The organism is Amycolatopsis sp. GM8 (assembly GCF_021653975.1).
GTDB lineage: Bacteria > Actinomycetota > Actinomycetes > Mycobacteriales > Pseudonocardiaceae > Amycolatopsis_E.
The window spans coordinates 985,774-1,012,006 of record NZ_JAJKFK010000003.1; the positions used below are offsets into that span (position 1 = coordinate 985,774).

Here is a 26,233-nt window from a genome sequence, read left to right on the forward strand (position 1 = left end):
TCCGCACGCACTGGAAGAGGAGCATGACCATCGAACTGCGCCGGAACGACTATTCCTTCGACGAGCAGCAGACCGAGGTCCGCGCGATGCTCGCCGGCTTCTTCGGCCGGCACTCCCCCGCCGAGGTCGTCCGGGCGGCCGAGCCGCTCGGTTTCGACGCGGCGCTCTGGCAGAACGCCGAGCACGCCGGCATCGTCGGGCTGGCGTTCCCCGAGGCGCGCGGCGGCCAGGGAGCCGGGCTCGTCGAGCTGGCGTTCGCCGCCGAGGCGGCCGGGCGCACCCTCGCCCCCGTGCCACTCGCCGACCACGCCGTCGCGACCCGTGCCCTCCTCCGCCTCGATGGCATCGACATCGATGTGGACGCGGCCGTGTCCGGCGAGACGATCTACTCGCTGGCACCGCTGTCCCCCACTGGTTCGGGGCGGCAGCTGGTCCCCAGCGGCGCCCTGGCCCGCGGGGTGCTCGCCCGCCGCGGCGCCGAGCTGGTGCTGCTGCGCCGGGACTCCCCGCCGCCCCAGGCGGCCAACGACGCCGCGGCGCCGGTCGCCTGGTGGGACCCGGCGGATCCGGAGGTCTCGCAGACCGTGCTGGCGACCGGTGGCGCCGCCGAGGCGGCGTGGCGGGAAGCGCTTTCCGAGTGGCGGATCGCCACCGCCGCGGCACTGGTGGGCCTCGGCGACGGGGCGGTCTCACTGGCCCGCGGCTACGCGCTGGAACGGCACCAGTTCGGCGTCCCGATCGCGGCGTTCCAAGCCGTCGGCCACCGCCTGGTCGACGCGCACGAGGCCGTCCAGGCGGCGCGGAACCTGACACTGAAGGCGGCCTGGTTCCAGGCCGAGGAACCCTTGGCACGCCCGGAGTTGCCGGTGATGGCGCTCGCCAACGCCGCCCGGGTCGCGCCCCGGATCACCGACGACTGCGTGCACGTCCACGGCGGCTTCGGCCTCATGCTCGAATCGGATGTCAGCCTGTACCACCGGCGGTCCGCGCTCTGGGGCCGGCTCGGCGGCGGCAGCCGCGCCCACCTCGCCGAGATCGCCACCGCACTCGACCGGGCCGGGCGGCGGCCGGCGCCCGATCGTTCCCTCGTCGCCGCCGGAGGTGCGTGATGGACTTCAGCCGGATCGAGCTCGACGACGAACAGCGGGCCTTCGAAGCGGAGGTGCGCGAAGTCTTCGAGAACCACTGGACACCCGACCCGCACGCGCTGAACCTCGACCACGATCGCCCGACCAAGGAACTCATCGAGCAACTCGCGCAGCGCGGCTGGGTGCACCCGCGCAGCCCGCGGTCGCAGGGCGGCGCGGAGCTCGACGCGGTCCGGGCCCGGATCCTCGACCTGCTGCAGATCGAGTACCGCGTGCCGAGGTTCGGCAACGACCTGATCCTGCCCACGGTGCGCAAGTACGGTTCGGACCAGCTGCGGGCGTCGGCGCTGCCGGCGCTGGAGAGCGGGCGGGCGTCGTTCTGCCTCGGCTACAGCGAACCGGACAGCGGCTCGGACATGGCCGCCGCGCGCACCCGGGCGGTGCCGGACGGGGACGAGTGGGTGATCAACGGCGCGAAGATGTTCACCACCTACGCCGAGATCGCGGACTACGTGTTCCTGCTGGCGCGGACCGGCCCGGTGGAGGAGAAACACAAGTCGCTCACGATGTTCCTGGTGCCGATGGACACGCCCGGCATCGAGGTGAAACCCATCCACGCCATGGGACACGTGGGCACCAACATGACCTTCTACCGGGACGTCCGGGTGGCCGACAGCTACCGGCTCGGTGCGGTCGGCGAGGGCTGGCGGGTCGTCTCCGAACCACTCGCCGCCGAGCACGGTGCCGGCGAGGGCAGCGAACTGGCCGAGCTGAACGGCTCGATGGGCGCGGCGTTCGTCCGCACTCTGGAGGAAGTGCTGGGGCTGGCGGTCGAATGGGCGCGCACCACCGAGGTGGAGCCCGGCGTCCTGGCCATCGACGACCCGCTCGTGCGGAACACCCTCGCCGGGGTCCTGCTCGACATCGAGGTGGAGTGGAACACGCCTTCGGAGTTCGGGAAGGTCACCGCGTCGGAGACGTTGCTTCGCGACGCGGACCTGCTGGTCGACCTGATGGCACCGGCCGGGGTGCTGGCCGACGGGGCGGACGGGGCGGTCGCCCAGGGCAGCGCGGCGTGGGCCCGGGCGATGGCCCCCGCGACGCAGATCTACGGCGGCACCACGGACATCTGGCGGAACAACGTGGGCCGGGGTTCGCTCGGCCTGCCCCGCAGCCGATGAGCGAGACGAAGGGAAACGGGATGCTGACGGCGATTCAGGCGCTCGAGCTGACCAGTCCGGCCGCGGACGAGTTCCGCGGCGAAAGCGTGCTGGTCGGGGACGGCCGGCCGGTTTTCGGCGGGCAGCTGATGGGCCAGGTGCTGATGGCCGCGGCCGCCTCACACGAGGACAAGGTCGTGCGGTCGTTGCAGATCATGTTCCCGCGCGCCGGAAATGTGGCCCAGCCGCTCGAATTCTCGGTCGACACGCTGCACTCGGGACGCACGATGGCGACCGTCGGGGTGGCGGTGAAGCAGGGGCAGCGGCATATCAGCCGGGCCACGGTCCTGCTCGACACCGTGGAGGAGGACGTCATCCGGCATCAGCCGCCGCTGCCGGCGGTCGGCGGCCCGGAGCAGGCCAAACCGTCCGAGGTCATGAGCCACCACGGGGCCGAGGTGCGGATGGTCGGCGACGTGGACCTCGGCGACCCGGATCAGGTCGGACCGCCCGAGGTCGCGGTGTGGGTCCGGTGGCCGGACGCGCCGCGCGGGGATCGGGCCCGCAACCACGCGATTTCGGCCTGGTACACCGACAACATGCTGATCGGGGCGGCGATGCGCCCACACCCGGGCGTCGGCTGGAACATGGCACACGCCTCGCTGTCCACGGGCGTTGTCACGCACACGCTGACGTTCCACGAGGCGTCCGACGCGGCGGACTGGCACCTGCTGACCAACGAGGCCACCTACACGGGCCGGGGCCGCGTCTACGGGACCGGCCGGATCTTCACCCAGGACGGGACGCTTGTGTCGTCCTTCAGCCAGGACTCGATGATCCGCGCGCGCGGACCGCAGTCCGGCGTCATGTAGCCCAACGAGAAACGGCCGGCACGCGAGGCGCGTGCCGGCCGCTGTTGTTTCTGTGTCTACGGTTCGCTGACGACGGCGGGCTTGACCGGCGGTGCCTGGTTCCAGGCCGGCACCCCGAGCTCCGGCGTCCCGGCGGGGTATCCCCCGGTCCGCTCGGCCCACGAGCTGTGGTTGAGCTGGTGCATGCTGAAACAGGCGTTGAGCGCGTTGGTGAAGCCCATGTTGTCGACCGTCTGGTTCACCGACTCCTTGATGAGCAGCGCCGCCATCGTGTCGATCTTCGCGATCCGCTGCGCGAACTCGACAGTGCGGTCGGACAGCGTGTTCGCCGGGAAGATCTTGCCGACCATGCCCAGGCGATGCGCCTCCTCGGCGTCGATCGAGTCCCCGGTCAGCATCAGCTCCTTGGCCTTGCGCGGCCCGAACTCCCACGGGTGGCCGAAGTACTCGACACCGCACATGCCCAGCCGGGTCCCGACCACGTCCGCGAACTCGGTGCCCTCGGCCGCGACGATCAGGTCGCAGGCCCACATCAGCATCAGGCCCGCCGCGTACACCTTGCCGTGCACCTCGGCGATGGTGATCTTGCGCAGATCCCGCCACCGCAACGTGTTCCGGAAGAAGTAGTGCCACTCCTGGGTCATCCGCGCCTCGGCCCTGGGCCGGGTGCCACCGTTGATCGCGTACGACGGGTGCTGGTCCGGGCCCGGCTCGCGCTCGGCGACCGACAGGGCCGAACCCATGTCGTGGCCGGCGGTGAACATCTTCCCCGCGCCGCGCAGGATCACGACCCGGACGGTGTCGTCGGCCTCGGCGGCCAGGAACGCGTCGTTCAGCTCCACGAGCATCCCGCGGTTCTGCGCGTTGCGCGCCTCCGGGCGGTTGAGGGTGATGCGGGCGATCGTGCCCTCGTCCAGTGTCTCGTAGGTGATGTAGGTGTACTCGCTCATGAGGCGTCTCCTGACGGCGTTGTCGTTGTTCGTCGTCGCGCTTCCGTCCGCAGCGCGAGTGGCTCGGCGGCAAGGTCGGCGACCGTGACGGTGTGCCCGGCGGGGACGAGGGCGTCGATCGCGTCCAGGACACCGGGGTCCGGAACGAATTCTGCCGCGCCGAGCTGGCTTTCGAGTTGCTCCGGCGTGCGGGGCCCGATGATCGCGGACGTCACGCCGGGATGCCGGAGGGTGAACGCGATCGCGAGCGTGATCAGGTCCGTGCCGGCCTGCTCCGCGATCTTGATCAGGTCCTCCACCAGCTCCAGTTTCCGCTCGGCGCCGGGCCCGTCGAACCGCCACGCCCCGCGGCCGGACCGCTGCATCCGGGACCCCTCGGGCGCCGGCCTGCCGTGGCGGTACTTGCCGGTGAGCCAGCCGCCGTTGAGGGGGCTCCAGACGATGACGCCCATCCCGTAGCGCTGTGCGGTGGGTAGCACGTCGCGCTCGATGCCGCGCACGAAGATCGAGTACGGCGGCTGCTCGCAGCGCAGCTTCACGTGCCCGCGGCGCTCGGCGGTCCACTGCGCCTCGACGATCCGCTCGGCCGGGAAGGTCGACGATCCGACGAGCCGGACCTTGCCCTGGGTGACCAGGTCGGTGAGGGCGCCCAGGGTCTCGTCGAGGTCGGTGTGCTCGTCGAACCGGTGCATCTGGTACAGGTCGATGTAGTCGGTCTCCAGCCGCCGCAACGAGTCCTCGACGGCGCGCATGATCCAGCGCCGGGAACCGCCGCGGTGGTTCGGGTCCTTGCTCATCGGGTGGAAGAACTTGGTGGCGAGGACGACGTCGTCGCGGCGGCCCTTGAGCGCCCGCGCCAGGATCTGCTCGCTCTCGCCGCGGGAGTAGACGTCGGCGGTGTCGATGAAGGTGATCCCGGCGTCCAGCGCCCGGTGCACGATGCGCACGCAGTCGCCGATGTCCGGATTGCCGATGGAGCCGAACATCATCGTGCCGAGGCACAAGGTCGACACCCGCACACCGGTGTCACCCAGCCCGCGCAGCTCCATCTCCGAACTCCTCCGGCCGCTCTCGCCGTTCTCGTGAATACTACCGTACGGAATACGGTTTGTGCGTCAGCGGGACTTCGCGATCACGTCGGCGCCGAAGCTCCGCAGCCGCTGCAGCGTCTCGGGGAAGGACATCGAGGCGAGCGGGACCTGCGTCCAGGTCACCCCGATTTCGCGCAAACTCCCGTAGTGGTCGAGGAACTGGTCGCTGCTCGCGTCGAGCGGCACCGGGCGGGTACCGCCGCAAGCGACGTCGAGTGACTCCGCGTCGCGCCCGTTCGCCGCCATCGCGTCCTTGATCTGCCGGATCAGGACACCCAGTTCGGCGTCGGACTCGATCGCCCGCGTCCGGGTGGTGCGGGTGCTGACGCCGCCGAGCAGCGGCGCCCAGCCCTGGCCCCACGCGGCGACCCGGTCGCGCACGATTTTCGCGTTGCCGCCGAGCCACAGTGGCGGGTGCGGGTCCTGGACCTGTTTCGGGGCGAGCGTGACGCCGATGGCCTTGAAATGGCGGCCTTCGTAGTGGAATTCCTCGGGATTCGCCCAGAGTCCGCGCATGACCTCGATGGCTTCGTCGAACAGTTCGTTGCGCTCGTCCATGTCGACGCCGAGCGCGGCGAACTCGGACCGGAGATACCCGGTCCCCAGCGCGAAAATCGCCCGGCCGCCGGAAAGCACGTCTACCGACGTCATCGATTTCGCCTGCAGGATCGGGTTCCGGAACGGGACGACCGTCAGGTAGGTCATCACGCGGATCGTCGACGTCGCCGCGGCGAGGAACCCGAGACCCACAAAGGGATCGAGGGTCTCGTGGCCACCGCCGTCGAGCCACTTGCGCGACGGCGCCGGATGGTCGGTGAGGAAGACGGCGTCGAAACCCGCCTCCTCCGCGACTCTGGCGAATTCCGCGATGTTCGCGGGATTCAGCCACGCACCGTTCTCGACCGCGGACCGGAGTGGGTATTCGACCATGAACCTCACCGGCGGATCGTCTCACGGGTCGGCGGAACCATCCAGTGCATCACGTCACGTCTACCGATAGCTCTACCACAATCCTCTCGGCGAGTCTGCTCAGCCGCCACCGGCGATACCCATCGCGGCCAGGCAGAACCGTACGAGGTGGGTGCATTCCGCGGGGGTCGGCGCGGTGCCGTCCTGGGCGTGGCGCCTGAGCGCGGCGAAGGTGAGGTCGAAGACGGCGCCCGTATCCAGGTCGACGTGGCGGCTTCCCGCCGCTCGCACGGCCGCGCGCAGCAGGTCGCGCACACCGCCGAGACCGCCCGCGCCGGCTTCGGCGACCGCCTGTTCCCCGAGGTTGCTGATGATGGCCCGGCTCTGCCGCGCCGCGGTGTGGTCGATGACTTGCGCGAGCACGCCGCGCACCCAGGCCTCGACCTGTTCGGCCGGATCGGACGCCTTCGCGACCCGGTGCGCGAGGTAGCTGTACACCCGGTCGGTGCCGCGCTCGAGCGCCGCCCGCAGCAGCTCGTCCTTGCCGCTGAAATAACGGTAGAAAGCCTGGTTGGACGTGCCCGCCTCGGCGACGATGTCGGCCACCCGCGGCGCGCTGGGCGCCGACCGCGCGGCCACCCGCAGGGTGGCGTCGAGGATGTCCTCCACCTCCCGCTGGGCATCGCCGCGCCGCTTGGACAGCGCGCGGTCGACCGCGACGCGGACGGCCGGATCGGGGCTCTCGGCGGCCTCTGCGGGCAGCGACATGGACATCCTCCAAGGAGTGCGTAATCAGCATCCTGGCTATGCAGAATGTTGATTCTCGGTACAGAGTATGCCTATTCTGCTGGTATCACTACTGTGCCGTACAGGAGCCGTCATGACCTGGGACTTCACCGTCGAACCCGATTTCGCCGAGCTGCTGGCATGGGCCGAAGCGTTCGTCGCCGACAAGGTGTACAAACTGGACGCCTTGTGGCCGCACGACACGTACCGGCCCCTGACCGACGAGCAGCGCCGGGTGATCGACCCGCTGAAGCAAACGGTGCGGGACAAGAAGATGTGGGCCTGCCACCTCGGCCCCGAACTGGGCGGCCAGGGCTACGGCCAGCTGAAACTGGCCATGCTCAACGAGATCCTCGGCAAGTCGATCTGGGGCCCACGCATCTTCGGCACGCAGGCGCCCGACACCGGTAACGCGGAGATCATCGCCCACTACGGCACGCCGGAGCAGAAGGCGCGCTATCTCGAACCGTTGCTCGAAGGCGACATCGTGTCGTGCTTCTCGATGACCGAGCCTCAGGGCGGCGCCGACCCCGGTGTGTTCGTGACCCACGCGGAGCGGGACGGGGACGGGTGGGTCATCAACGGCACCAAGTTCTTCTCCTCCAACGCGCGCTGGGCGAGCTTCTTCATCGTCATGGCGGTCACCAACCCCGGCGCGCCGGTGAACAAGCGGATGTCGATGTTCCTCGTCCCGGCGGAGACCCCGGGTATCGACATCGAGCGCAACCTGGCGCACGCGGGCGAGCAACCGGATGACGGCGCCGAAGCGCTCATCCACTACAAGGACGTTCGCGTGCCGTCGTCGGCCCTGCTCGGCGCCGAGGGTGACGCGTTCGGCGTCGCCCAGACGCGGCTCGGCGGCGGGCGCGTGCACCACGCGATGCGTTCGGTCGGCGGGGCGCAGCGCTGCCTCGACATGATGGCCGAGCGCGCCCTGTCCCGTACCACCAAGGGCGAACCGCTCAGCCGCAAGGGCGCCGTGCAGGCGATGCTCGCCGACTCCTATCTGGAGATCCAGCAGTTCCGGCTGTTCGTCATGTACACCGCCTGGCAGATCGACAAGTACAACGACTACAACCGGGTCCGCAAGGACATCGCGGCGATCAAGGTGCAGACCCCGCGGGTGCTGGAAGCGGTCGCCCGCCGCGCCATCCAGGTACACGGCGCGCTCGGCACGACCTACGACCTGCCGCTGCTGCGGTTCTACCTCGCGGGCATGTCGCTGGCGCTGGCCGACGGGCCCACCGAGGTGCACCAGGGCACCGTCGCCAGGCAACTGCTGCGCGAGTACTCCCCCGCCCCCGGGCTCTGGCCGACCGAGCACCTCCCGACCGTGCGCGCCCAGGCCGAGGCCGAACTGCTCGGAAAGGAGACCACCCGATGACCGCCACGGACACCCGGCTCGACGCGTTCGCGCTCGCGTCCTGGATGGACAGTGCCGGGCTTCCCGGGAAGGGCGCTCCGCTGGAATGGAGCTTCATCTCCGGCGGCAGCCAGAACGAGATCTTCGAGATCCGCCGCGGGGACCTGCACGCGGCGCTGCGCATCCCGCCCGCGAGCGCGCCGGCTTCGCGCGACGAAGGCATCCTGCGCGAGTGGCGCATCACCGAAGCGCTCGACGGCACCGACGTGCCGCACACCCCGGCGATCGGGATGTGTTCCGACGCCTCCGTGCTGGGCCGGCCGTTCTATCTCATGGGTTTCGTCGACGGCTGGTCACCGGTCGGCGGGGACACCTGGCCCGCGCCGTTCGACCAGGATCTGTCCACCCGCCCCGGGCTGGCCGAGCAACTGGTCGAGGGCGTCGTGCTGCTGGGCGCCGTCGACTGGCAGGCGCGTGGTCTCGGTGATCTCGGCCGCCCCGACGGGTTCCACGACCGCCAGGTATCACGCTGGACCAGGTTCTACGAGCGCGTCCGGGCCCGCGAGGTGCCGGGTTACGACGAGGCGACCCGCTGGCTCGCCGAGCACCGTCCCCTCGACTTCGTGCCCGGCATCATGCACGGCGACTACCAGTTCGCGAACGTCATGTACCACCACGGGGCGCCGGCGCGGCTCGCCGCGATCATCGACTGGGAAATGGGCACCGTCGGCGATCCGAAGCTCGACCTCGGCTGGCTCATGCACTCCTGGCCCGAGGACACCGCGACCCACGGCTCGAAGGGCTACGTCGACCTCACCGGGATGCCCAGCCGCACCAAGCTGATCGAGTACTACGCCGAGCGCTCCGGCCGCCAGGTCGACGACATGGACTACTACCAGGTGCTCGCGAAATGGAAGCTCGCGATCGTGCTGGAGCAGGGCTACCAGCGCGCCGGCGACGACCCGAAGCTGCTGTCGTTCGGCAAGACGGTGCTGGACCTGATGGCCGGGGCCGCCGAACTCGCGGCCACGAGTGACTACCGGGGTGCCGCGTGAACGGGCCCGCGGAGTGGCTGGACCTGTCGGGCAAGGTCGCGGTTGTCACCGGCGGCAGCCGGGGCATCGGCCGGGCCGTCGCCGGCGGCCTCGCCGCGGCGGGTGCCGACGTCGTCGTCGCGAGCCGCAAGCTCGCCGTGTGCCAGGCCGCGGCCGACGAGATCAAGCAGGCCACCGGGCGCCGCGCGGTGGGGCTGGAGCTCAACGTCAGCCACTGGGACGACTGTGACCGCCTCGTCGACGCCGTCTACGACGCTTTCGGCGCCTGCCACGTGCTCGTGAACAACGCCGGGATGTCGCCGCTCTACCCCGATCTCGTGTCGGTCACCGAGGCGCTCTACGACAAGACGCACGCCGTCAACGCCAAGGGGCCGTTCCGGCTGGCGACGCTGTTCGGGTCGCGGATGCACGCCGGTGACGGCGGGTCGATCATCAACGTCTCGACGGCCGGCTCGTTGCGGCCGCATGTGATCGACCTGCCGTACGCGATGGCGAAGGCCGGGCTCAACGCGATGACGCTCGGGCTGGCCGGGGCGTGGGCGCCGAAGGTGCGGGCGAATCTCGTGCTCCCGGGTGCGTTCGACACCGACGTCACCAAGGCGTGGTCGCCCGAGCAGAAGCAGCGGAGCGGGGAGAGCAACCCGATGGGGCGCATCGGCCGGCCCGAGGATCTCGTCGGGCTGTGCGTGTACCTCGCGTCCGACGCCTCGAGTTACATCAACGGTGCGCAGATCCTCGCCGACGGTGGGGCGTTCCGGACGCTGTGAGGAGATGCCGATGAAGGCAGCCCGGGTCATCGCCTACGGGCCGGTCGAGAACCTGCGGGTGCAAGAGGTCGACGATCCGGTGGCCGGGCCGGGCGAGGTGGTGGTCGAGATCGCCGCCGCCGCGGTGAACTACCCGGACCTGCTGATCATGAACGGCGGCTACCAGGTCCGCTGGCCGCTCCCGCTGACCCCGGGCTCGGAGTTCGCCGGGACGGTCCGCGAGGCCGGTCCCGGCGTCACCGGCCTGGCGGCGGGCGACCGGGTCGCGGGCACCGCGGCGATCGGCGCGTTCGCCGAGCGGATCGCCGTGCGCGCCGGCGCGCTGTGGCCGGTGCCCGCGGACGCCGATTTTGCCGAGGCGGCCGCCTTCCGGGTCACGTATCTCACCGCCTATCACGCCGTCCGCAGCGTCGCCGCGGTGCGACCTGGCGACCAGGTGGTGGTGCTCGGCGCGGCCGGCGGTGTCGGCCTGGCCGCCGTCGAGGTCGCGGCCGTCCTGGGCGCGCGGGTGGTCGCCGCCATCTCCACCCCCGCGAAGGCGGCCATCTGCCGGGAACGCGGCGCGCACGAGACGATCGACTACAGCCGCGAGAACCTCAAGGAGCGGATCAAGGAGCTCACCGGGGGCGGCGCCGACGTGGTGCTCGACCCGGTCGGCGGGCAGTACAGCGAACCGGCGCTGCGCGCGATGAGGTGGGGCGGCCGCTTCGTCTGCCTCGGGTTCGCCAGTTCCGAGATCCCCGCCATCCCGCTCAATCTCGTGCTGCTCAAGGGCGTGACCGTGAGCGGCATGGAGATCCGCACGTTCGCCGAACACCGCCCCGACGACGCCCGGCGCGACGAGGACGAACTGTTCGGGCATTTCCGCGCCGGGCGGCTCCGGCCGCACATCGGCGGGCGCTACGCCCTGCGCGAAGTCGCGGACGCGCTCGCCGCCGTGCGCGACCGGCGGGCGATCGGCAAGCTGGTCATCACCATGAACGCCCGCACCTGATCGCCGTTGTCCCGACCCGTGCTCCGATGATAATTTACCGAAGTTATTGTCGTAAGCCTTACTGCAAAATCTGAAGGCCGGCATGGGGAGGACGAAGTGAAGAACCGCAAGCAATCCCGCCGCCAATCGTCCGGTGGGGACCTCGCCAGGCTGATCCTCCGGGGCGCCCTCGCCGGCACGATGATCGCGCACGGCGTGCGGCACGGCCGCACTCTCGACGGCACGGCGGGCTGGTTCTCCTCGATCGGGTTCCGGCAGCCCCGGCTGCAGGCCCAGCTGAGCTCGGTCGTCGAAATCGGCTCCGGCGCCGCCGTCGCCGCGGGCGCGCTGACCCCGCTGAGCACCGCCGCGATCGTGGGCACCATGGGCGTGGCCTACCAGACCGTGCACCGCCCGAACGGCTACTTCATCGTCTCCGAGGGCTGGGAGTACGTCGCCTTCATCAGTGCCACCGCCACCGCCCTGTCGGCACTGGGCAGCGGCCGGTTCAGCCTCGACCGCGCCCTGGGCGCCGACAAGATCGGCTCGCCGCTGACCCGCGCCCTGGTCACCGCACTGGTCGGCGTCGGCGGCGCGGCCGGGCAGCTGGCCACGTTCTGGAGCCGTCCCGAACCCAAGAAAGCCTGACGCTCCGCCGAAATTCTCACCGGAAGGCACCACCGCCATGGATCTGTTACGCCGTCGTGAAGGTTCTGTCGAGGTCTTCACGCTCAACCGGCCGGACCAGCGCAACGCGCTGAGCCCGGAGCTGATGGCCGACCTCTCGATCGCGTTCCGCGAGTGCCTCGACGACGACGCGGTGCGCGCGATCGTGCTGACCGGCGCGGGTGACCGGGCGTTCTGCGCCGGGATGGACCTGAAAGCCTTCGCGGCGCGCTCCCAGGGGGCCGGGCCGGCCGCCGACACCACGCATTTCACGATGTTCAGCCAGGGCCGCTACCCCAAGCCGATCATCGGCGCCGCCAACGCGACCGCGGTCGCGGGCGGGTGGGAGCTCCTGCTCAACTGCGACATCGTGGTCACATCGGACAAGGCGAAGTTCGGGCTCCCCGAGGTCAAGCGCGGCCTGTACGCGGCCGGTGGCGGGACCACGTTGCCCGGCCGGATCCCGCTCGGGATCGCGCTCGAACTCGGCCTGACCGGCGATCTCATCGACGCCGCGCGGGCGTACGAGCTGGGCCTGGTCAACCGGGTCGTGCCGGCCGAGGAGGTGCTCGACGCCGCGCTGGAGGTCGCCAAGCGCATCGGCGAGAACGGCCCGCTGGGCGTCCTCGCGACGAAGAAACTGATGCGGGTGGCGTTCACCGACGGCGTCGCCGCGGCGCGCTCGGCACAGGAGAGCGAGCACGCGAAGGTGTTCCAAAGCGAGGACGCGATCGAAGGCGCCCGCGCTTTCGCGGAGAAGCGCGAACCGCAGTGGAAGGGCCGGTGACCCGGCCCTTCCGGGTCACACGGTGTCGAGGAACCGCCCGACCTCGGCACTGAACACGTCGTTGTCGTCACCGGCGACCATATGACCGGTGCCGGTGACGTCGACGGCGCGCGCATGGGGTACGAGCGACAGGAAGTCACGCACCCCGTCCTCGGTGAGCACATCGGACTGCACGCCGCGGACGAGAAGCGTGGGGATCCGGATATGGCGGGCCGCGTCGCGCATGCGCACCTCGTCGCCGATGGTGCGGACGTCACCTTCGGTCGGCCGCTGGATGAAGGCAGGATCCCAGTGCCAGTACCAGCGCCCGTCCTCGGCCTGGCGCACGTTCTTGCGCAGGCCGTCGAGACTGGCGGGGCGCGCCCGGTGCGGGTTGTAGTCGGACACGGCCGCGGCCACATCCTCCAGCGTCGCGAAACCGTCGGTATGGCGGTGCATGAACGCGCTGATCCGCTCGGCGCCGGCGGGTTCGATCCGCGGTGCGACATCGACGAGCACGAGTGCGCGCGCGGCCACCCGCCCCTCGCCTACGGCCACCAGCGACGTCAGGCCGCCCATGGACGCACCAACGAGCACCGGCGGAATCCCACCGTCTTCGCCGAGCCGGGCGACCACCGCCGCGAGATCGGCCACGAGAGCGTCCACCGAGTAGTCGCCGTCCGGGGCCCAGCCGCTGTCGCCGTGACCGCGCGCGTCGAGGGAAAGGGTGTGCCACCCGGACCGCGCCAATCTCCCGGCCGAGCCCTTCCATGAATGGCGCGTCTGGCCTCCGCCGTGCAGGAACACCACGGTGCCCCTGGGCGTGTCGACCTGGTAGTCCTCGGCCACCACCTCGACCCCTGCCGCTGGGATCCGCTTCACCGCGGGCTCGATCAGGGTCATGCCGGGCACACCTTGCCGGCCGAATTCGTCCGTATACTCATGAAAGCCCCTCGGGTTCGACAACTGCGACCAATCCTTGGATACTTGTACTGTATCAATTACGGTATGGCTTATCGCCAGCGTTGGTGCTCGTGGTCAAGGAGGACGGGATGAGCTTGCGGCCTGGTACCCGGTTGCGCGGCAGGAATTCGACGTGCGAGGTCATCGTCGTCAAGGGATCCGACGGCCCGGCGGTGCTGATGTGCGCCGGCGCGGAAATGCTCGCGCCCGGCGCGACGCAGGCCGCGGCGGAGCCCGCCGACGGCCCCTCGATCCTGCTGGGCAAGCGTTACACCGATGACGAAAGCGGCATCGAGGTCCTGTGCACGAAGGCCGGGCCCGGCCCGTTGACCGTGGACAGCCGGGAACTCACCCAGAAGGCGGCGAAAGCCCTGCCGGCATCGGACTGAACGGCCGTGCCGCGGCGATCGATTCGCGGCAGCATTCAGGCTGCTCTTTGTTATAGGATCCTTTATGGCGCGGACGCCGGCGGACGTGCGTCCCGGCGCCTGTCCCTCAGCAGAGGAGGAGAACGTTGATCCCCCGGCCGTCTCTGTACTACCCGCGGCGCAACCTGGCGGACCATCTCGTGGTCACCGCCGATCGCCATCCCGAGAGCACCGCCGTCGTCAGCGGTGAGCAGTCGATCTCGTTCCGCGAGCTCGACGCCATGGCGAACTCGCTCGCGCGGGCGTTCCTGGCGGCCGGATTCCGCCCCGGCGACCGCGTCATGATGGCGGCGGCCAACGGGATCGAGTGGCCGATCACGCTCTTCGGCATCCTCCGCGCGGGCGGTGCGATCGTCGTGGTGAACCCCCGCTGGAACGCGGAGGAGCTCGCCAAGAGCGTCGCGCTGACGAACCCGAAGCTGATCATCACCGATCAGGTGTCCCGCGTCGCGGCCGAGACGACGGGCTGTCCACTGTGGACCATCGACCCGGAGACGAGCGGGACCTTCTGGGGTGCGATCCACGGCCACAGCGCCGAACCCATCGAATCCGCGGAGCGGCGGTGGGAGCAGGACGAGGCCATGCTCTTCTTCAGTTCCGGCACCACCGGGCTGCCCAAGGCCGTCCGGCACAGCCATTACTCGCTCGGCGCCTCGGTGATCAACTGGAAGTCGGCGATCCGGCTGCGGTTCGCCGATCGCCAGCAGTTCCCGCTGCCCCTGTTCACCGGGTTCGGTGCCTCGACCATCATCGGGTCGGCGATGGCCGGGGCGACCCTGCACCTCACGACGGCCAACGACGCCGAATCGATCGCGGCGGAGATGCAGCGGGAGCAGATCACCCACTCCATGATCGTGGCGCCGATCGCGCAGAAGATCGCGGCGCTGCCCGGACTGGAATCGTTCGACGTGTCCTCGGTCCGCGTCCTGGTCTGGTGCGCGACGGCGGTGAACGAGTCGATCGCGAAGATCGTGACCGAGCGGACCGGCCTGCACTGGGTGATCGGCTACGGCATGACGGAACTGCTCGGCCTGCACTGCAACCCGGCGGAGAGCCCCGAACTGTGCCGGGTCGACTCCGTCGGCGTGCCGCGCTCGGACTGCGAGGTCCGGATCATCGACCCGGACACGTTGCAGGACGTCCCGCCGGGCACCGAGGGTGAGATCATCGCGCGGAGTCCCGCCCGCATGATCGGCTACCTGCCCGAGGAGGCCAATGCGGAGGTCTTCCTCGACGGCGGCTGGCTGCGGACCGGCGACATCGGGCGGGTCGAACCCGGCGGCTGGCTGGTCCTGACCGACCGGCTGAAGGACCTCATCAAGGTGTCGGGACTGCAGGTCGCGCCCGCCGAACTGGAATCGACGATCCTGGCGCACCCGGCGGTGTCGGACTGTGCGGTCGTCGGGGCTCCGGACGAGCGGCGGGGCGAGACTCCGGTCGCGTTCGTAGTGCTGCGGGAGCCGGCGACCGAGGAGGAGATCCGCACCTGGCTGGCCACCAAGCTGAGCACCTACAAGGTGCCCTCGCGGCTGATCATGGTCAGCGACATCCCGCGTACGGCGTCGGGCAAGATCCTGCGCCGCGAACTGAGGAAGGAAGTCGCGGTCTCCCAGGCCCGGTAGCCGCCACGCGTCACTCGAGGTGGTAGGCGTGCTCGGCGGTCCAGGTGGAGATCGCGGTCAGGTGCTTGCTCATCGCGGACCGGGCGCGATCGGGGTCCCCTTCGATCAGCGCCCGGTAGATCGCGCGGTGTGCCCGATGACTGGCATTGGCGTCCTTGGCCAGTGCCGCCTGATCGGTGGGTGCCCGCCGGGGTTCGTCGGTGAAGTCGGACTGGAGCTCCATCAGGATCTCGGCGAACAGGCCGATGGCCGGGTTTCCGCTCAGGCTCGCGAGTTCGAGGTGGAAACCGCGGAGGTACCTCGTCGATCCGGCCGCCTTCGTGGCCCCCACCTCGGCGTCCAGCACCCGGCCGAGCCGGGTGACGACCTGCGGGTCCCGGATGCGCTGCGCCACCAGATCCAGGCAGTTGAGCTCCAGCACCCGGCGGGCCTCGACCAGGGTGTTGACGTCCGCCCGCCGGTAACGCAGGTACAGCGCCGCCGCCCGGCGGACGGCTCCCGCCTCGGGCGCGGTGACGACCAGCCCGCCACCCGGGCCGCGCCGCATGTACGCCGTGCTGTGGTGTTCGAGCAGCCGGACCGCCTCGCGGAGGACGCCGCGGCTCACCTCGAATTCGTCGATCAGCGACGTTTCCGAACCGATGATCTGCCCGATCGGCCACCCGGCGTCGACGATCCGGGACTCGATCTCCTCGGCGATCAACTCGGCACGCTTGCGGCGATCACCACTCTCGATCGCTTCGGTCATCGACATCCTCGAAAAGTTGCGCGCGGGACGGCCGTCCGGCCCCGCGACGTGGGGATGAAGGGTATCGCAGCCCGGACCCGCGGAGCCCGGCAGCTGTCCGGCCGTGACGCGTGATCACCTGACGGGGATCCTCATTAGGGGCAGATCAGCATTGACCACCAGGTAGGGGCGAAGTAGTGTTTCCTATATATGATCCTGTTCTCCGTGGTCCACTCAGGCGGCCGACATGACTGACGCCGTCATGCCGGACGGCGCGACGCGCTCCGGACGACTCACGGTGCGCCGCGCACCGGAGCATGTCCAGCACGTCGAGATGCACGGTGACGGCCGCAATCCGCTCGACCTGCGGCTGCTGTGCGAGCTGGCGGAGACGCTGGAGGCCGCCGCCGAGGACAAGGACTGCCGGGCCGTGGTGCTCTCCTCCGCGGACCGCCACTTCTGCGCCGGCGCCACGTCGAAGTTCGACCCGGGCGGCCCGGCGTGGACCACGGCCGACCTCTACCGCGAGGTACCACGGCTTTTCGCGTTCCCGAAACCGCTCGTCGCGGCGCTCAACGGCGCGGCGGTCGGCGGTGGGGTGGGCCTCGCGCTGGTCGCCGACTGGCGGCAGATGGCCACGGACGCCCGGGCGCAGGTCAACTTCTCCCGGCTGGGCTACACCCCCGGCTTCGCGCTGACCCGCACGCTGCCCGATCTCGTCGGCCGCCATCGGGCGACCGAGCTGATGATGTCGGGCCGCGCGGTGCCCGCGCGGGAGGCGCTCGCGATCGGGCTGTGCGACGGCGTCTCCGAACCCGAACGCCTCGTCGACGACGCACTGGCCCGGGCGCGAACGTTCGCCGAGGCGGCACCACAACCCGCTCGGCTGCTGAAGCTGGAGACGCGGCGGCCACTCCTGGCCGACCTCGAGCGGATACTCGAAGCGGAACTCGCCCAGCAGACCGCGCTGAAAACCACCGAGGACTACGCCGAAGGCATGGCAGCGGCCAAAGAACGCCGCGCGGCCCGCTTCCTGGATCGATAACCGGCGAAGCGGCGACTGCTCGCGATCGCGAAAGGACACAGCAGATGGGTTTGGAGCGGCTGATCAATCTGGCCGACGTCGAGCGAGCGGCCCGGCGGCGGCTCCCCCGGCCGATCTTCGACATCATCGCCGGCGGTGCCGGCGACGAGGTTTCGTTGCGTGCCAACCGGATCGCGTACGAGCGGATCCGGCTGCGCCCGCGGGCGCTGGTGGACGTGAGCGAGCGCGACGTCACCACGACGGTCCTCGGCAAGCCGGTGTCGATGCCGGTGCTGCTCGACCCGGCGGGCTACCAGCGGATGGCCAGCAGCGAAGCGGAGCTCGCGGTGGCCCGCGCGGCCGGTGCGATGGGGACCGGGTTCGCGTTGAGCACCGTCTCCAGCTATCCACTCGAGACGGTCGCCCAGCTGGCCACCGGCCCGAAATGGTTCCAGCTCTACCTGCCGCCCGGGGATGTCTCGGAGACCGTCGAACTGGTCGACCGCGCCGCGGACGCCGGGTACGACGCGCTGTGCCTCACCGTCGACACCACGATGCGCGCACTGCGCGAACGGGACGTGCGTAACCGCTTCGCGCTGCCGCTCAAGATGACCCCCCGGCTGCTCGCGGCCGGCGCGGTCCGGCCACGCTGGTCGATGGACTTCCTGCGCGGCAGCGTCGGACGCGGCACGGCGGCCGGGTTCTCCCCGAAGATGTTGTCGATCAAGGCCGCCGGCAGCGCGCTGTCCAGCACGATACGACCGGTGACCGAGGCCGATTTCAAGCTGGTCCGGGAACGCTGGAACGGCCCGATGATCATCAAGGGCATCCTCCGCGGTGACGAGGCGGCCCGGATGATCGAGATGGGCGCCGACGGTGTCGTCGTCTCCAATCACGGTGGGCGGCAACTGGACGGAGTACCCCCGACCATCGAAGCGCTTCCCGAGGTCGTCGATGCCGTCGGCGGCCGCGGCGAGGTGTTCATCGACGGCGGTGTCCGGCGCGGGACGGACGTGGTCAAGGCGCTCGCGATCGGTGCGCGCGCGGTGCTCGTCGGGCGGCCCTACGTCTACGGGCTGGCGATCGGCGGCGAGGCCGGCGTGCGGCGGGTGCTGCAGATCCTGCACGACGAGACCGAGAACGCGATGGGACTGCTGGGTTGCCGCTCGATCGACGAGCTCAGCCGCGACTGCGTCCGGGTGCCCAGCGAGTGGTGACGCCGCTCAGGCGTACCACTCGCGGACCTCGGCGGCGAGCTTCTCCACGTTGACGAGAGCGGGCGGCCGTTCACCCGCCTCGACGCTGCGGAGTTCCTCCACGATCCTCAGGTGGGTGCCGGTCGCGACGCCGAGTTCGGCGCCGCGGCCGGCGATCCAGCCGTTGAGATAGTGGATTTCAGTACGCCGCTTCTTTTCGATGTCCTGCAGCAGCGAGGCGCGGTTGCTCTTGCGGCCGCGCCGCGCGTCGCCGATCCGGCGCATCTGGTCCAGCGCCTCCTGCCAGGCGGGCGTGGAGGTCGCGGTGGCCTCCAGGAGCGTCGCATGGCTGATCCGGCCGAGCACCGGTGCCGCCGCGATCCCCTCCGCCTCGGCCACCATCGCCGTCTCGTGGCCGAGTGCGACGATCACGTCCAGGCTCAGTGGTTCGGTCCACAGCGTGTCGGAGCGGTGCCCGGCCAGCCCCGCCAGCGCGTTCGACATCGAGTTCAACGTCAGCTTGCCCCAGCGTTCCGGCCAGGCGTCGTTGACGGCCTTCACCGCGCCGAGCGGCAGGAAGTGGTCACGGATCCGGGCCGCCGCGCCGGCGTCGGCGCCGGGCCACAGCGGCCCGAAAACCGCTGGTGTCACTGAAGTTTCGCTGCTGCGCCGGACGACACCGGGCACGACGAGGTCGGCCCCCAATGCCACGACACAGGCGATGACGCGATCATGCCCGACGACCGACGCCAGCAACGCGTCGTTCATGCCGTTCTGCGCGGACATCACGACGGTGCCGTCGTGGAGGTGTTCCCGGGCGAGCAGGGCCATCATGCGGGTGTCGTAGGACTTGCTCGCGACCACGATCAGGTCCGCCGGGCCGAAACCGGCGAGCTCGTCGAGGTGAATGGCGGGCAGTTCGACCTCGAAGTCCCCTTCGACGGCCTCGACCCGCAGCCCGCGGGCGCGCACCGCTTCGACGTGCCGCGGCCACCCGTCCGCGATCGTCACGTCACGCCCGCCCCGGGCGAGGTAGCCGCCGAGGGTCGAGCCGACGGCACCGGCGCCGATGATCAACGTCCGCATGAAATCGCGGCCTCCTAAGGCTTTTCCGGCGTCATCCGCACTATCGGGCCGCGGTTGTCCGCCGCGTCCGGATCGTCGACGACCGCCACGATCCGCTGGCCGATCTGCTCGGCCGTCAGCCACTCATCGGACGCTTCGTGCCGGTTGCCGCGGCCGTTCACCTTCGACACGATCATCAGCTCGCGGATCAGCGCGTCCCGGTTCTCCGCCTGGAGCCCCCGGTAAAGGTTGCGCTGCGCGGCCTGCGCCATGGAGACCGGTGCCAGGCCCCGGGGCACGAAATCGGCCATCCCGCCGCCCACAGCCAGATACACCGCGCCGTCGGCGAGCCTCGGCAGCAGCGCCCGCGCCGCCGACAGGTGCGCGCCGACATAGCCGGCGAAATAGGTCACCAATTCGTCGTAGGACGTCGACAGTAACCGCTGGGGCGGCCACGGACCGCTGATCGTATTCACCACCGACGTGCCTGGCCCGAGGTCGAGCGTGTCGGCCAGCGCGGCGGCGGCCTCGTCCCCGTTGATGCTGCCCGCCAAGGTCTGGACCATCGGGCCGAACTCGGCCGCCAGCTCGTCGAGCGCCTCCTTGCGCCGGGCCACCGCGGTCACGGCCCACCCCCGGGCCAGCGCCGCTTCGACGACCCCCAGGCCGACGTCACCGGTGGCGCCGAGCACCACGAGCCGGGAGGTCACGGCTGGTCGAGCGGGAGCGGGGCCGGCGGGTTGACCGAGTAGTCGTAGAACCCGGCGCCGGACTTGCGCCCGAGCCGGCCGGCCTCGACCAGGGGCTTGATGACCTCGATGCTCTTGCGGTCACCTTCGTCGCCGTGGGCGGCGTAGCGGGCCGAGCGGGAGTCGAGCAGGACGTCGAGGCCGGAGAAGTCGGCGAGCTTGAACGGCCCGATCGGCCACCGCAAACCGCGCTCGACGGCCAGGTCGATCTGGTCGAACGTGCTGACGCCGTCGGCCAGCAGCGAGAACGCCTCCCGCGAGGCCTCGCCGAGGATCCGGTTGACGAGGAACCCGTCGACGTCCTTGCGCAGCACGACGGCGCGGCGGCCGATCCGCTCGGCCCAGGCGGACGCCTCTTGCAGGATCGCCTCGTCGGTGTGCGGCGAGGAGACGATCTCGACGAGGTCCATGACCACCACGGGGTGGAAGAAGTGCATGTTGAGCGCCCGTGCCCGGTAGTCGGCGTCACCGGCGATGGTGGCCACCCGGATGTGGCTGGAGTTCGTGGCGATCCCGGCGTGCGCGGGAAGCAGCTTCGCGAGCTGGCCGAACACCGCCTGCTTGACGTCCAGCCGCTCGACGACCGCCTCGATCGCCCAGTCACAGCGCGGGGCCGCACTGTCCAAATCGGACGAGAGGGTCAGCCGGGCGAGCGTCGCCGCCGCCTCTTCGGCGCTCTGGCGTCCCTTGTCGACGTTGCGCTGCACCAGACCTTCGATCTGACTGCGGCCCTTTTCCAACGCGTCGGGCGAGATGTCGACGAGGTCGACGTCGACGCCGTGCAGCGCCGCCTGCAACGCGATCTGGGCGCCCATCGTGCCGGCTCCGACGACCAGGAGGCGGTGGGTTTTGTCGTTGCTCATCAGCACTGTCCTCGCTATCCGGTGATGGTTTCCCACAGCTTGTCGGCGCCGCCGGCCAGCGCGCGCCGGCCCGCCAGCTCGGTCCACTCGACGGCGGACCTGCCCTCGTCGCGCCAGGCCCAGATCCGCCGCGTGTAGTGGTGCAGCGGGTACTCCCGCGTGTAGCCGATCGCCCCGTGCAACTGGTGGGCGTAGCGGGCGGCGTCCGTGCCCGCCCCGGCCGTGCGGGCGCGGGCGGCGGCGACAGCGAACGCGGCATCCGGGCGCCCCCGCGCGGCGGTGGCCTCCATCGCCGCCGCGCGCGCGATCGCGACCGCGCCGGCGATCTGCGCCGCGACCTGTTTCACAGCCTGGAACTTGGCGATGGGCCGGCCGAACTGCTCGCGGGCGGTGACATGGCCGACGGTCAGTTCTTCGATCTTCTCCAGCGCGCCGACCATGCCCCAGACGAGCGCCAGCGCCTCCGCGTCACGCGCGCGGTCGAGCACCGCTGCGAGGTCGAGGTCCGTCGCCGCCGCGGGGACGACGACGTCGATCGCGGCTGTCCCGCGTGGCTCACCGGCGAGGTCGGTCCGCACGGTCCAGTCCAGCGACGCGTCGACCTCGGCGAGCACGACACGCCCGGCGTCGTCCACGCCGAGCAGCAACACGCTGGAGGCGGCCGGTGCGTACGCCACGTCCGAGACGGTGCCGGTCAACTGCCACAGCTCGCCCTGCGCGCTCGCCCGGAGCGGGGTCCACGCGACCGCCGTGGGACCGGCCCGGTGCGGCAGTCCGAACAGGTCGCGCAGCACCGGCGCGACGAGCAGGGTCTGTGTCAGGGGCACGGGCGCCGCATACCGCGCGGCCGCGCGCACGACGGTGACGGCGTCGTCGAAGTCCCCGCCGCTGCCGCCCTGCTCCTCGGGAATGCCGACGGCGGTGAGGCCGACGCTCTCCAGGACTTTCCACAGGTCCTCGGACCAGCCGCCCTCACTCGCCTCCACGAGTGCCGGCGGGCAGTGGTCCGTCAGCACCTCGGTGAGCATCCCGTTCAGCTCGTCGTTCACGTCACAACCCCAGCCTTTTCGCGATGACCGAGCGCAGCACCTGCGTCGTGCCGCCGCGCAGGGTGAACCCGGGCGAATGCGTGATGCCCTGACGCAGCAACACATCCAGGCGCGATCCCGGCTCCGGTGGTCGCGCCAGTCCGCGGCGGACGATGTCGATCGAGTCCTGTTCGAACGTGGTCCCGACGTCCTTCGACGTCGCCGCCAGCACCGACGGGGTCTCCCCCCGCGCCACGTGCTCCACGACCTGCAGCGAGAGCGCGCGCACGCTCCACAACTGGCTGACCAGTGAGCCGATCGTCTCGTCCCGGTTCCGGGTGTGCTCGACCGGTTCTTCGGCATAGGCCCGGATCAGCATCATCGTGCTCATGTACCGTTCCGGCCCGCTGCGCTCGTCGGCCAGCTCGGTCGACACCTGCGCCCAGGCACCGTTCTCGGTGCCCAGCAACATGTCCGCCGGCACCGGGACCTCGTCGAGGAACACCTCGTTGAAGTGGTGTTCGCCGGACAGCAGCAGCACCGGCCGGACGGTGACGCCCGGCGCGCGCAGGTCGATGATGAGCTGGGAGAGCCCGTCGTGGCGGGTGGCACCGGGAAGGCTCCGGCACAACGTCAGCATGTAGTCCTTGTGGTGGGCGCCGCTGGTCCACAGCTTCGAACCGGAGACCACCCAGCTCCCGTCCGGCTGCTTGGTCGCGGTGGTCCGCACCGAGGCCAGGTCCGAGCCACTGTCCGGTTCGGACAGTCCCAGGCAGAACAGCGTCTCCCCCGCGGCCATCGCGGGCAGGAACCGGCGTTTCTGTTCCTCGCTGCCGTGGCGCAGCAGGGACGGGCCGACCTGCCGGTCTCCGCCCCAGTACGCCGACACCGGGGCACCCGCCGCGAGCAGCTCCTCCATCACGGTGAAGCGTTCCCGGGCGGTGCGTCCGTGCCCGCCGTACTCGGTGGGCCAGACCATGCCGATCCAGCCGCGGCGGCCGAGTTCGCGGGTGAACTCGCGCGAGAAGCCGGCCAGCCAGCTGTCCACACCGGGCTCGAACGTGCCCGCGGCGAGCTGTTCGGCTAGGAACGCCCGAACCTCGCCACGCAACTTCGCGAGTGCTTCCGTGTCGACCCCGTTCATCGCCCGCTCCACTGTGGAGCACGCTTCTCACCGAAAGCCGTCGCGCCTTCTTTGGCGTCTTCGGTGGCCCGGATTCCCCGCACCTGCGCGTCGTTGACGTCCCAGGCGGATGCCTCCAGACCACGCTCGATCGTCTGGCTGATCGCCAATGTGCCGGCGATCGCGAGCGGCGCGCCGACGCACACGGCGTCGGCCAGCTCGCGCGCGGTACTGGCCAGTGCCTCCGGCGGCACCACCCGGTTCAACAGGCCCCATCGTTCGGCCTGTTCGGCGGTGAGCCTGCCATTGGCCAGCAGGATTTCGCGGGCGATCGCTCTGGGCAGCAGCTGGGTCAGCCGGAGCGCGCCACCACCCCCGGCGATGATCCCGCGCTGCGGCTCAGGCAGCGCGAACCACGCGGTGGGTACCGCCACGACGAGATCGCACGCCAGCACCAGCTCGAAACCGCCGCCCAGCGCCGGCCCGTTGACCGCGGCGACCACGGGCTTGGTGCGCGGGTAGCGGACGAAACCGGCGAAGCCGCCGTCCGCGCCGCCGAGCCGGTTCTGGATCCCGGCCCGCGACTCGGACAGGTCCATTCCGGCGCAGAAGGTCGGCCCGGTGCCGGTGATCACGCCGACCCGCAGGTCGTCGTTGGTCTCCAGCTCCACGATCGCGTCGTGGATCAGCGCCTTGGCCGCCTGGTTGATCGCGTTGCGCTTGTCCGGACGGTTGAGGGTGATGGTCAGCACCCCGCCGTCGACAGCGACCAGCACGGGCTCGTTCACAGGTGAAGCCCCTCCTCGAAGCGGTCGTACCAGGTGGCGACCGGTGGGGTGACCGCGGTGGACGCCGCCGCGGCGCCGACGCGGGCGTCGATGTCGCGGCTGCCCAGCAGGTGCTGCAGCACGAGGCCGCGGTACAGGTAGCGGTGGAATTCGTGCTCCCGGGTGTAGCCGATCGCGCCCAGGACCTGTTGTGCGCCACGGGTCGCGGTGTCGAAGGCGCGGGTACCGAGGCCGACGGCGACCAGCGCCGCCAGCGGCGCGGACCCGGGATCGTCGATCAGGTCCAGCGCGTTCCGGTTGGCCGCGTCCGCGGCTGCGACCGCGACGGCGACCTCGGCGAGCAGGTGTTGCACGGCCTGGAACCGGCCGATCGGGCGGCCGAACTGCTCCCGCGTGCGCACGTGGTCACGTCCGAGTTCGAGCAGGTGCGCGCCCATGCCGGCGAGCTGGAGCGAGAGCGCGACCTGGACGCGTGCCAGGGCCAGACCGGGTGCCGCGCCGGTGACCGGGGTGGCGTCCGCGGTGGCCTCCGCCGACACGGACAACAGGCTGACTCCGGGATCCACGGTGTGGACCTGGGTCGCCCTATCCGCGGGCAATGACCGGACGGATGCCGCGTCGACCAGCAGCAGCCGGGCCGGGTCGGCGCCACCACTGGGGAGGCCGAGGTAGCCGCCGTCCGGGCCGGGCAGCATGGCTACCGCGCCGTCGAGTTCGAAGCCCGCCAATGTGGCGGCGAGGAAGGTTTCTGGTGTCCCGGCGAGTGCGAGCGCGCTGCCCTGTCCCTCGAACATCGCCCGCGCCGCCGCGCCGCGCGTGTCGGGATCGTCGAGCATCTCGGTCCAGCCGAAGTCTTCGAGGTCCGCGACACCGACACCCTGCGGCCGCTCCTGGAAAAGCCGGTCCACGGTGGCGCGGATCTCGGCGTACCCGTCGTCGGGGATGCTGTGTTCGAGCCGGATCATCGCGACTCCTTGCCGAGCTGCAGGATCTGGTTGGCGATGATCGTCCGCTGGATCTCCGCGGATCCTCCGTAGATCGGCGCCGACCTGCTGTGCAGGTATTCGTGCCGCCGTTCGTGCCAGCCGGGAGTCCCGTCGTCGACGGCGACCGGCCGCGTCCGGTTCGCCAGCTCGTGGACGGACCGCTCGGCCCGCGACAGCAGCAGCTTGTCGATCGACACCTGCGGGCCGTCGCTCTTCCCGGCCGCCAATGCCCGCAACGTGCCGAGCGAACGGAGCCGGAGCGCGATGACGTCCTGGTAAGCCGCGCCGCGGCCCGCGTCGTCCCCGGGCGGCAACTGGCGGAGCATCCCGAGCAGCGCGGACTGGCGCAGCCAGGAGAACATGCCGCGCTCCCACTGCAACAGGTACTGCGCCACCGCCCAGCCGCCGTCGACATCGCCGATGCGCCGGTCGTCGGGAACTTGGACGTCGTCGAAGAAGATCTCGCCGAAGTGCTGGGTGAAGGACATGTCGTCGATCGGCCGGCACTCCACCCCCGGCGTGTCCATGTCCACCATGAACAGCGAAAGGCCACGGTGCCGCGATTCGGGCGAGCCGGTTCGCGCCAGCACCGCACACCGGTCGGCACCGGGCGCGCGGGTCGACCAGATCTTCTGGCCGGAGATCGACCATCCCTGCTCGGTCCGGGTCGCGCGCGTCCGCAGCGAGGCGAGGTCACTACCCGCCTCGGGCTCGGAAAACCCTTGGCACCACGCCTCGGCGCCGGCCACGAGCGGTGACAGCAACTGCTCGGCGAGCCCCGGCGCGAAGTGCTGCAAGGTCGGCGCGATGATCTCGACGACGTTGACGGTGCTCGGCACGGCGATGTCCGCGGCACCGAGCAGGTCGTAGATCGCCGCGCGCAGCCCGACGTCGTTGCCCGTGCCGCCGTACTCCTTGGGCCAGCCACGAGCCAGCCAGCCCTCTTCGTACAACCAGGACTGGAGTGCCTTCTGGGCGGCCAGGTATTCCGTCGCGGGAGCGGGCCGGAGCGCGGCCTCGCTCAGCTCGGTGGCCTGGGCGCGATTGGCGGCGAGCCAGCGCGCGAACTCCGCCGACAACTCGGCGGAGGCGAGTACGTCAGCCGACATGGCAGACCACCGTGACGCTCCTTCGTGCCTTGACTGAAAACAGTATCCCATATTGGAGTAGAGATCGCAATTACCGCTCCGCTTGGTGTCGTCACGCGAACGATGAGCCGAATACC

Annotated in this window: 27 protein-coding genes; 13 read left to right on the top strand and 14 right to left on the bottom strand. The window is 70.5% G+C overall.

All coding sequences use genetic code 11. The features are described from left to right. Nucleotides 1-23 precede the first annotated feature (23 nt). Genes LOZ83_RS18060 through LOZ83_RS18070 form a run of 3 tightly spaced genes read left to right on the top strand, consistent with a single transcriptional unit; the run spans nt 24 to nt 3,120 of the window. Nucleotides 24-1,109 (top strand): acyl-CoA dehydrogenase family protein, encoded by a 1,086-nt coding sequence (locus tag LOZ83_RS18060; RefSeq protein WP_236791945.1) that lies wholly within the window; start codon nt 24-26, stop codon nt 1,107-1,109. Continuing rightward, the gene (locus tag LOZ83_RS18065; protein ID WP_236791946.1) at nt 1,109-2,269 is read left to right on the top strand and encodes an acyl-CoA dehydrogenase family protein; all 1,161 of its coding nucleotides are present in this window, start codon (nt 1,109-1,111) and stop codon (nt 2,267-2,269) included. The genes LOZ83_RS18060 and LOZ83_RS18065 overlap by 1 nt, the downstream gene beginning before the upstream one ends. Next, a complete protein-coding gene (locus tag LOZ83_RS18070) occupies nt 2,266-3,120 on the top strand; it encodes an acyl-CoA thioesterase II (protein ID WP_236791947.1) in 855 nt (284 codons plus the stop codon). Before LOZ83_RS18065 ends, LOZ83_RS18070 begins: the two co-directional genes overlap by 4 nt. Nucleotides 3,121-3,176: 56 nt before the next feature. On the opposite strand, the gene LOZ83_RS18075 is transcribed toward LOZ83_RS18070, so the two are convergent. The 4 genes from LOZ83_RS18075 to LOZ83_RS18090 form a co-directional block, all read right to left on the bottom strand. After that, a complete protein-coding gene (locus LOZ83_RS18075) occupies nt 3,177-4,070 on the bottom strand; it encodes an enoyl-CoA hydratase (RefSeq protein WP_236791948.1) in 894 nt (297 codons plus the stop codon). Continuing rightward, nucleotides 4,067-5,119 (bottom strand): aldo/keto reductase, encoded by a 1,053-nt coding sequence (locus tag LOZ83_RS18080; RefSeq protein WP_236791949.1) that lies wholly within the window; start codon nt 5,117-5,119, stop codon nt 4,067-4,069. The genes LOZ83_RS18075 and LOZ83_RS18080 overlap by 4 nt, the downstream gene beginning before the upstream one ends. Nucleotides 5,120-5,185: 66 nt before the next feature. Beyond that, nucleotides 5,186-6,091 carry an LLM class F420-dependent oxidoreductase gene (locus LOZ83_RS18085; protein ID WP_236792116.1) on the bottom strand — a complete coding sequence of 302 codons (906 nt, stop codon included), beginning with the start codon at nt 6,089-6,091 and terminating at the stop codon, nt 5,186-5,188. Between the two features lie 99 nt (nt 6,092-6,190). Next, nucleotides 6,191-6,838, bottom strand: a complete 648-nt coding sequence (locus tag LOZ83_RS18090; RefSeq protein ID WP_236791950.1) for a TetR/AcrR family transcriptional regulator — start codon at nt 6,836-6,838, stop codon at nt 6,191-6,193. A gap of 112 nt (nt 6,839-6,950) precedes the next feature. Between LOZ83_RS18090 and LOZ83_RS18095 the strand changes: the two genes are divergently transcribed. The 6 genes from LOZ83_RS18095 (at nt 6,951) to LOZ83_RS18120 (ending at nt 12,467) form a co-directional block, all read left to right on the top strand. Next, complete coding sequence (locus LOZ83_RS18095) at nt 6,951-8,240, top strand: acyl-CoA dehydrogenase family protein (protein WP_236791953.1); 1,290 nt, start codon at nt 6,951-6,953, stop codon at nt 8,238-8,240. Next, nucleotides 8,237-9,274 carry a phosphotransferase family protein gene (locus LOZ83_RS18100; RefSeq protein ID WP_236791954.1) on the top strand — a complete coding sequence of 346 codons (1,038 nt, stop codon included), beginning with the start codon at nt 8,237-8,239 and terminating at the stop codon, nt 9,272-9,274. The genes LOZ83_RS18095 and LOZ83_RS18100 overlap by 4 nt, the downstream gene beginning before the upstream one ends. Further along, nucleotides 9,271-10,041 (top strand): SDR family NAD(P)-dependent oxidoreductase, encoded by a 771-nt coding sequence (locus LOZ83_RS18105; RefSeq protein ID WP_236791955.1) that lies wholly within the window; start codon nt 9,271-9,273, stop codon nt 10,039-10,041. The genes LOZ83_RS18100 and LOZ83_RS18105 overlap by 4 nt, the downstream gene beginning before the upstream one ends. 10 nt (nt 10,042-10,051) lie before the next feature. After that, nucleotides 10,052-11,035: an NADPH:quinone oxidoreductase family protein gene (locus tag LOZ83_RS18110; RefSeq protein ID WP_236791956.1), complete on the top strand. Its 984-nt coding sequence runs from the start codon at nt 10,052-10,054 to the stop codon at nt 11,033-11,035. A gap of 96 nt (nt 11,036-11,131) precedes the next feature. After that, nucleotides 11,132-11,662 carry a DoxX family protein gene (locus LOZ83_RS18115; protein ID WP_236791957.1) on the top strand — a complete coding sequence of 177 codons (531 nt, stop codon included), beginning with the start codon at nt 11,132-11,134 and terminating at the stop codon, nt 11,660-11,662. Nucleotides 11,663-11,699: 37 nt separating this feature from the next. Further along, nucleotides 11,700-12,467 carry an enoyl-CoA hydratase-related protein gene (locus LOZ83_RS18120; protein ID WP_236791958.1) on the top strand — a complete coding sequence of 256 codons (768 nt, stop codon included), beginning with the start codon at nt 11,700-11,702 and terminating at the stop codon, nt 12,465-12,467. A 15-nt stretch (nt 12,468-12,482) separates the two neighbouring features. Here the strand turns inward: LOZ83_RS18120 and LOZ83_RS18125 are convergent, their stop codons facing one another. After that, on the bottom strand, nt 12,483-13,349 hold the full coding sequence (locus LOZ83_RS18125) for an alpha/beta fold hydrolase (RefSeq protein WP_236791959.1): 867 nt from the start codon (nt 13,347-13,349) through the stop codon (nt 12,483-12,485). A gap of 149 nt (nt 13,350-13,498) precedes the next feature. On the opposite strand from LOZ83_RS18125, the gene LOZ83_RS18130 reads away from it, so the two are divergent. Both LOZ83_RS18130 and LOZ83_RS18135 read left to right on the top strand, forming a co-directional pair. After that, a complete protein-coding gene (locus LOZ83_RS18130; protein WP_236791960.1) occupies nt 13,499-13,798 on the top strand; it encodes a hypothetical protein in 300 nt (99 codons plus the stop codon). A gap of 125 nt (nt 13,799-13,923) precedes the next feature. Next, a complete protein-coding gene (locus LOZ83_RS18135; protein WP_236791961.1) occupies nt 13,924-15,459 on the top strand; it encodes a class I adenylate-forming enzyme family protein in 1,536 nt (511 codons plus the stop codon). A gap of 10 nt (nt 15,460-15,469) precedes the next feature. Here LOZ83_RS18135 and LOZ83_RS18140 read toward each other — a convergent pair whose 3' ends face one another. After that, nucleotides 15,470-16,207 (bottom strand): FadR/GntR family transcriptional regulator, encoded by a 738-nt coding sequence (locus tag LOZ83_RS18140; protein ID WP_236791962.1) that lies wholly within the window; start codon nt 16,205-16,207, stop codon nt 15,470-15,472. A 226-nt stretch (nt 16,208-16,433) separates the two neighbouring features. Here LOZ83_RS18140 and LOZ83_RS18145 point away from each other — a divergent pair, with 226 nt between their 5' ends. Together LOZ83_RS18145 and LOZ83_RS18150 are read left to right on the top strand one after the other, a co-directional pair. Then, nucleotides 16,434-17,231 carry an enoyl-CoA hydratase/isomerase family protein gene (locus LOZ83_RS18145; protein ID WP_236791963.1) on the top strand — a complete coding sequence of 266 codons (798 nt, stop codon included), beginning with the start codon at nt 16,434-16,436 and terminating at the stop codon, nt 17,229-17,231. Nucleotides 17,232-17,275: 44 nt separating this feature from the next. Next, nucleotides 17,276-18,427 carry an alpha-hydroxy acid oxidase gene (locus tag LOZ83_RS18150; protein ID WP_236791964.1) on the top strand — a complete coding sequence of 384 codons (1,152 nt, stop codon included), beginning with the start codon at nt 17,276-17,278 and terminating at the stop codon, nt 18,425-18,427. A gap of 6 nt (nt 18,428-18,433) precedes the next feature. Here the strand turns inward: LOZ83_RS18150 and LOZ83_RS18155 are convergent, their stop codons facing one another. The 8 genes from LOZ83_RS18155 to LOZ83_RS18190 are packed head-to-tail and all read right to left on the bottom strand — an operon-like array spanning nt 18,434 to nt 26,117. Further along, on the bottom strand, nt 18,434-19,492 hold the full coding sequence (locus LOZ83_RS18155; RefSeq protein ID WP_236791966.1) for a ketopantoate reductase family protein: 1,059 nt from the start codon (nt 19,490-19,492) through the stop codon (nt 18,434-18,436). Between the two features lie 14 nt (nt 19,493-19,506). Continuing rightward, nucleotides 19,507-20,181: an NAD(P)H-binding protein gene (locus LOZ83_RS18160; RefSeq protein ID WP_236791967.1), complete on the bottom strand. Its 675-nt coding sequence runs from the start codon at nt 20,179-20,181 to the stop codon at nt 19,507-19,509. After that, nucleotides 20,178-21,083 (bottom strand): 3-hydroxyacyl-CoA dehydrogenase family protein, encoded by a 906-nt coding sequence (locus LOZ83_RS18165; RefSeq protein WP_236791968.1) that lies wholly within the window; start codon nt 21,081-21,083, stop codon nt 20,178-20,180. The genes LOZ83_RS18160 and LOZ83_RS18165 overlap by 4 nt, the downstream gene beginning before the upstream one ends. Before the next feature lie 14 nt (nt 21,084-21,097). Next, nucleotides 21,098-22,132, bottom strand: a complete 1,035-nt coding sequence (locus LOZ83_RS18170) for an acyl-CoA dehydrogenase family protein (RefSeq protein ID WP_236791969.1) — start codon at nt 22,130-22,132, stop codon at nt 21,098-21,100. Nucleotide 22,133: 1 nt separating this feature from the next. After that, nucleotides 22,134-23,255 carry an acyl-CoA dehydrogenase family protein gene (locus LOZ83_RS18175; protein WP_236791970.1) on the bottom strand — a complete coding sequence of 374 codons (1,122 nt, stop codon included), beginning with the start codon at nt 23,253-23,255 and terminating at the stop codon, nt 22,134-22,136. Then, nucleotides 23,252-24,022, bottom strand: coding sequence for an enoyl-CoA hydratase-related protein (locus LOZ83_RS18180; protein ID WP_236791971.1), 771 nt, complete (start codon nt 24,020-24,022; stop codon nt 23,252-23,254). The genes LOZ83_RS18175 and LOZ83_RS18180 overlap by 4 nt, the downstream gene beginning before the upstream one ends. Then, nucleotides 24,019-24,987, bottom strand: a complete 969-nt coding sequence (locus LOZ83_RS18185; protein ID WP_236791973.1) for an acyl-CoA dehydrogenase family protein — start codon at nt 24,985-24,987, stop codon at nt 24,019-24,021. Before LOZ83_RS18185 ends, LOZ83_RS18180 begins: the two co-directional genes overlap by 4 nt. Next, nucleotides 24,984-26,117, bottom strand: a complete 1,134-nt coding sequence (locus tag LOZ83_RS18190; RefSeq protein ID WP_236791974.1) for an acyl-CoA dehydrogenase family protein — start codon at nt 26,115-26,117, stop codon at nt 24,984-24,986. Before LOZ83_RS18190 ends, LOZ83_RS18185 begins: the two co-directional genes overlap by 4 nt. Between the last annotated feature and the right edge of the window lie 116 nt (nt 26,118-26,233).

What these genes read in the sequence shown, in the direction of transcription:
- LOZ83_RS18140 (WP_236791962.1), bottom strand. Translation starts at nt 16,207, where the DNA reads ATGACCGAAGCGATCGAGAGTGGTGATCGCCGCAAGCGTGCCGAGTTG.
- LOZ83_RS18060 (WP_236791945.1), top strand. Translation starts at nt 24, where the DNA reads ATGACCATCGAACTGCGCCGGAACGACTATTCCTTCGACGAGCAGCAG.
- LOZ83_RS18065 (WP_236791946.1), top strand. Translation starts at nt 1,109, where the DNA reads ATGGACTTCAGCCGGATCGAGCTCGACGACGAACAGCGGGCCTTCGAA.
- LOZ83_RS18125 (WP_236791959.1), bottom strand. Translation starts at nt 13,349, where the DNA reads ATGACCCTGATCGAGCCCGCGGTGAAGCGGATCCCAGCGGCAGGGGTC.
- LOZ83_RS18145 (WP_236791963.1), top strand. Translation starts at nt 16,434, where the DNA reads ATGACTGACGCCGTCATGCCGGACGGCGCGACGCGCTCCGGACGACTC.
- LOZ83_RS18130 (WP_236791960.1), top strand. Translation starts at nt 13,499, where the DNA reads ATGAGCTTGCGGCCTGGTACCCGGTTGCGCGGCAGGAATTCGACGTGC.
- LOZ83_RS18165 (WP_236791968.1), bottom strand. Translation starts at nt 21,083, where the DNA reads ATGAGCAACGACAAAACCCACCGCCTCCTGGTCGTCGGAGCCGGCACG.
- LOZ83_RS18090 (WP_236791950.1), bottom strand. Translation starts at nt 6,838, where the DNA reads ATGTCGCTGCCCGCAGAGGCCGCCGAGAGCCCCGATCCGGCCGTCCGC.
- LOZ83_RS18175 (WP_236791970.1), bottom strand. Translation starts at nt 23,255, where the DNA reads ATGAACGGGGTCGACACGGAAGCACTCGCGAAGTTGCGTGGCGAGGTT.
- LOZ83_RS18185 (WP_236791973.1), bottom strand. Translation starts at nt 24,987, where the DNA reads ATGATCCGGCTCGAACACAGCATCCCCGACGACGGGTACGCCGAGATC.
- LOZ83_RS18110 (WP_236791956.1), top strand. Translation starts at nt 10,052, where the DNA reads ATGAAGGCAGCCCGGGTCATCGCCTACGGGCCGGTCGAGAACCTGCGG.
- LOZ83_RS18075 (WP_236791948.1), bottom strand. Translation starts at nt 4,070, where the DNA reads ATGAGCGAGTACACCTACATCACCTACGAGACACTGGACGAGGGCACG.
- LOZ83_RS18085 (WP_236792116.1), bottom strand. Translation starts at nt 6,091, where the DNA reads ATGGTCGAATACCCACTCCGGTCCGCGGTCGAGAACGGTGCGTGGCTG.
- LOZ83_RS18100 (WP_236791954.1), top strand. Translation starts at nt 8,237, where the DNA reads ATGACCGCCACGGACACCCGGCTCGACGCGTTCGCGCTCGCGTCCTGG.
- LOZ83_RS18155 (WP_236791966.1), bottom strand. Translation starts at nt 19,492, where the DNA reads ATGCGGACGTTGATCATCGGCGCCGGTGCCGTCGGCTCGACCCTCGGC.
- LOZ83_RS18150 (WP_236791964.1), top strand. Translation starts at nt 17,276, where the DNA reads ATGGGTTTGGAGCGGCTGATCAATCTGGCCGACGTCGAGCGAGCGGCC.
- LOZ83_RS18120 (WP_236791958.1), top strand. Translation starts at nt 11,700, where the DNA reads ATGGATCTGTTACGCCGTCGTGAAGGTTCTGTCGAGGTCTTCACGCTC.
- LOZ83_RS18070 (WP_236791947.1), top strand. Translation starts at nt 2,266, where the DNA reads ATGAGCGAGACGAAGGGAAACGGGATGCTGACGGCGATTCAGGCGCTC.
- LOZ83_RS18095 (WP_236791953.1), top strand. Translation starts at nt 6,951, where the DNA reads ATGACCTGGGACTTCACCGTCGAACCCGATTTCGCCGAGCTGCTGGCA.
- LOZ83_RS18190 (WP_236791974.1), bottom strand. Translation starts at nt 26,117, where the DNA reads ATGTCGGCTGACGTACTCGCCTCCGCCGAGTTGTCGGCGGAGTTCGCG.
- LOZ83_RS18080 (WP_236791949.1), bottom strand. Translation starts at nt 5,119, where the DNA reads ATGGAGCTGCGCGGGCTGGGTGACACCGGTGTGCGGGTGTCGACCTTG.